The sequence below is a fragment of the Pseudomonas sp. PICF6 genome, assembly GCF_009831705.1.
In the GTDB taxonomy this organism is placed as follows: Bacteria; Pseudomonadota; Gammaproteobacteria; order Pseudomonadales; family Pseudomonadaceae; genus Aquipseudomonas; species Aquipseudomonas rhizophila.
Map to the genome: position 1 here is coordinate 357,630 of NZ_WUUD01000002.1, position 3,605 is coordinate 361,234.

At 58.9% G+C, this 3,605-nt stretch carries 5 protein-coding genes; 2 read left to right on the forward strand and 3 right to left on the reverse strand.

Going from position 1 to position 3,605, the window contains the following annotated elements:
• Together GSM73_RS26730 and GSM73_RS02640 are read left to right on the forward strand one after the other, a co-directional pair.
• Positions 1 to 185 (forward strand): TonB-dependent receptor (locus GSM73_RS26730; RefSeq protein WP_256676659.1); only part of this gene is annotated, 185 nt, incomplete at its 5' end.
• A 196-nt stretch (positions 186 to 381) separates the two neighbouring features.
• A complete protein-coding gene (locus GSM73_RS02640) occupies positions 382 to 1,026 on the forward strand; it encodes a DUF2459 domain-containing protein (RefSeq protein ID WP_160891482.1) in 645 nt (214 codons plus the stop codon).
• A 176-nt stretch (positions 1,027 to 1,202) separates the two neighbouring features.
• Here GSM73_RS02640 and GSM73_RS02645 read toward each other — a convergent pair whose 3' ends face one another.
• The 3 genes from GSM73_RS02645 to cyoE all read right to left on the reverse strand — a co-directional run bounded on the left by GSM73_RS02645 (position 1,203) and on the right by cyoE (position 3,545).
• Entirely contained in the window at positions 1,203 to 1,562 is a 360-nt protein-coding gene (locus tag GSM73_RS02645) for a DUF6124 family protein (protein ID WP_160891484.1), read from the reverse strand.
• 451 nt (positions 1,563 to 2,013) lie between these two features.
• Entirely contained in the window at positions 2,014 to 2,649 is a 636-nt protein-coding gene (locus GSM73_RS02650) for an SCO family protein (protein ID WP_160891486.1), read from the reverse strand.
• The gene (gene cyoE, locus GSM73_RS02655; protein WP_047230047.1) at positions 2,646 to 3,545 is read right to left on the reverse strand and encodes a heme o synthase; all 900 of its coding nucleotides are present in this window, start codon (positions 3,543 to 3,545) and stop codon (positions 2,646 to 2,648) included. Before cyoE ends, GSM73_RS02650 begins: the two co-directional genes overlap by 4 nt.
• Positions 3,546 to 3,605: the final 60 nt, after the last annotated feature.

Genomic DNA, 3,605 nt, shown 5'->3' on the forward strand with positions numbered 1-3,605 from the left:
TGCCTACCTGGAATCGTTTCGACGCCGGCGCACGTTACAAGATGAAATTCGTGGAGAAAGACCTGACGTTGCGCGTCAACGTGGAAAACATTACCGATAAGAACTACTGGGCCTCGGCAAACGGCGGCTACCTCTCGCAGGGTGATCCGCGCTTGGTGAAGTTTTCGGGGACTATCGATTTCTGAGTGAAAAGGGGATTTGAAAAGGGGAAAGCGTTGGCGAGTGCCCCAAGCTTTGAATGCTAGGCTTGGTCTCTGAGACATCTTGTGGCGTATTGCTGCTTTGGGTTTCTAAGCGCCATGGTTGCTTCTGGCCGAGATATAGCGCCAACCCCCGCCGGGTTTTCCCACGTTTCGTTAGCGAGCCTCCAAGCCCTTGTGTATGCGCATTGTAGTGCTGGCCCTGGTCCTCATGCTGTTCGGCTGCGCTACCGCGTCGGACCCGGCGAGGGGCGAGGGTGGCGATTGGCGGTCCTTCTATGTGGTGAATCATGGCCTGCATACCGGGTTGGTCATTGCGCGCCCCGATCTACTTCAAGTGCTTCCCGCACTGGCTGAAGAGTTCAGCGACGGCGACTTCGTTGAGTTCGGTTGGGGCGACGAGGATTTTTACCGAGCCCCACAGGCCACCTTGAGCCTCGCCCTGCGAGCCTTGTTCGGGTCGAAGGCAACCGTGCTGCATGCGGTCAAGATTGACGGGGACCCCAGGCGGCGTTTCGCCGCAAGCGAGGTCATCGAGGTGCGGGTGACGGAGGACGGCTACCGACGACTGCTCGCGTTCGTGGCCGGGACCTTCACTCACTCAGCGACGGGCACCTTGGTGGTGCTCGGGCCTGGCCTGTATGGAGAGAGTCGGTTCTACCAGGCCGAGGGTCGCTATTCGCTGTTTTATACCTGCAATACCTGGGTCGCAGAGGCGCTGGCCGCGAGCGGTTGCCCAATGTCGCCTACTGCAGTGATTACGGCGGGGAGCGTCATGTCGCAGTTACGCCGGGTGACAGCGGTCGGTGCTTCCTGCGTTGACTGAAAAGGGGACAGTACTCGAAAGGGGATAGAATTTGCTGGAAATAAATCTGTCCCCTTTTTGGATATCTGAATTTTACAGTTCCTCTTTTCGCAGAGTTCATGCGTCGCCAGGAATGAGGGCCTGCAATGTGTGGCGAGGGGAATATCTCCTCGCCACACAGCTTGATGGTGTTGCGGTTAACGTGGGTCGACGTTATCCAACACCCGATTCGCCAGCAACGAACTCAGCTCAATCAACTGCTGGATACCCTGCGCCACATGGCGCCTCGATCCATCCAGATCAAACGCCAGATCACTCACCATGGCATCAGCCGAAGCCAGGGTTTCGCTGAGGTTGGCAAGCAAGCATTCGTTATCGAGGCCTTTCACGACGGTGTATAGCTGCCCCGGTTTGGGGTCGTCTTGAGACTTTTCAGATTTCGGCAGCAAGTAGTGATCCAGCACGCGTTTGGTGGTTTCGTCTTGCTGCTTGGCTTTGGATTTTGCGGATGTAGAAGTGGAATCTGCCTCTGGCGGATTCGGAGTTACTTTGAACATAAGCTTCGGTTCCAGATGTGATGCCGACACCCCGAAGCTACTAAACAATGGGGTGGCAGCTGTACGCAGGTTAGTAGACCGGGGAACCGAAGAAGCCGGCGCGCCTGAGCGCCCTGCGTACAGCCACCATCAAGAACAGGGTAGGGCCCTGTTTGAGAAGCGCTTGTACAACTTCGATTACCTCGGGCTACTAAACCCGACCACTGATGGGCAGTGGCAGGAAGACAATAGAACCCCGGGACAAGGCGCACAAGCGGGCGGATTCTGGCGTAGTTGTAGGCAAAGGCGCAAGGATGCGTGGCTTGGTGAAGGTGTGTAGGCAGGTTCTGTAGGAGTGGGGTTTACCGGCGATGCGGGTGACTTGTTTTGGTTTGGAACCGAGTCGATTTCATCGCGAGCAGGCTCGCTCCCACAGGTGAATGGCGGTGGGAGCGAGCGTTCTGTGATGGCCTTATTTGCGTTTCAGCATCTCTGGCAACTGCGCCACTAGCTTCTGGTTGTTCAACGGCGCACGAATAAACCCGCGTTGAGTACCGTCCGGTCCGATGACGGCGAGGTTGCCGCTGTGATCGACCGTGTAGTTGGGTTTGCTGGTGTCCGCCGGGATGAATGGAATGCTCACCGCGTTGGTCAGTTTCTGCAGGTCTTCGATCGATGACGGGGTCAGGCCGATGAACTGCGGGTCGAAGTAGCCCAGGTACTGCTTGAGTTGCTTGGGCGTGTCGCGGTTCGGGTCGACGCTTACCAGCACGATCTGCAATTTATCCACAGCCTCGGGCGGCAGTTCGCTTTTGATCTGGCGCAGTTGGGCGAGGGTGGTCGGGCATATGTCCGGGCAGAAGGTGTAGCCGAAGAACAGCAGGCTCCATTTGTCTTTCAACCCGTCCATCGTCACTGGCTGACCGTCCTGGTCGGTCATTTTCACGTCCGGCAGGTTGCGGCTTTGAGGCAGCAGGATGATGCCGGCGTCGATCAGCGCCGTGGGGTCGCCTTCGCCTTTGCCGGTCAGCACTTTATTGATGGTAAGGCCGAGGATCAGCGCGATCACGGCCACGAGAATGAAGACGGTTTTCTGGGTTCGAGTCATAGGCTCAACAGTAAGTAGTGATCTACAAGCAGGGCAATGAACAGCAGGAACAAGTACCAGATAGAGTACTTGAACGTGTTGATCGCCGCGTGCGGCCGACTGCCACGGTACAACACCACGGCCCATTGCAGAAACCGGGCACCCAGCACGAGGGCGCAAACCAGGTACAGCAAGCCGCTCATCTGGATCACAAAGGGCATCAGGCTCACTGCCAGCAGCGCCAGGGTGTACAGCAGGATATGCACCTTGGTGTAGTGCTCGCCGTGGGTCACCGGCAGCATCGGGATGTCGGCCTTGGCGTATTCCTCTTTGCGATGAATCGCCAGGGCCCAGAAGTGTGGCGGGGTCCAGGCGAAGATGATCAGCACCAGCAGCAGCGGTTCGGCGCTGACATGACCGGTGGCGGCCACCCAGCCCAGCAACGGTGGTGCCGCGCCGGCCAGGCCGCCGATGACGATGTTCTGCGGCGTCGCCCGTTTGAGGAAACCGGTGTAGATCACCGCATAACCGAGCAAGGAGGCCAGGGTCAGCCAGGCGGTCAGCGGGTTGGTGAACGCCAGCAACAGCGCTTGGCCGGCCACCGCCAGTGCCAGGGCGAAGGTCAGTGCTGCGGCCGGTGAGACTCGGCCTTCGGCCAGTGGGCGTTTATGGGTACGGGCCATCACCGCATCGATGCGCCGGTCCACCACATGGTTGACCGCCGCCGCGCCGCCGGCACACAGGGCGATGCCCAGGTTGCCGAACACCAGCACCGTCCACGGCACCCCGGCGCGGGTGGCGAGGAACATGCCCACCAGCGAGGTGATCAGCATCAGCACCACCACTTTGGGCTTGGTCAGCTCCAGATAATCGCGCCAGATCGCTTGGCTGTGGCGTTCACCGGTCAAGGTTGCCATGGCATCTCTCCTTTTATTGTTATGGGGCTGGGGCCGTGTTTATGCGGGTTGAAGCGCCAG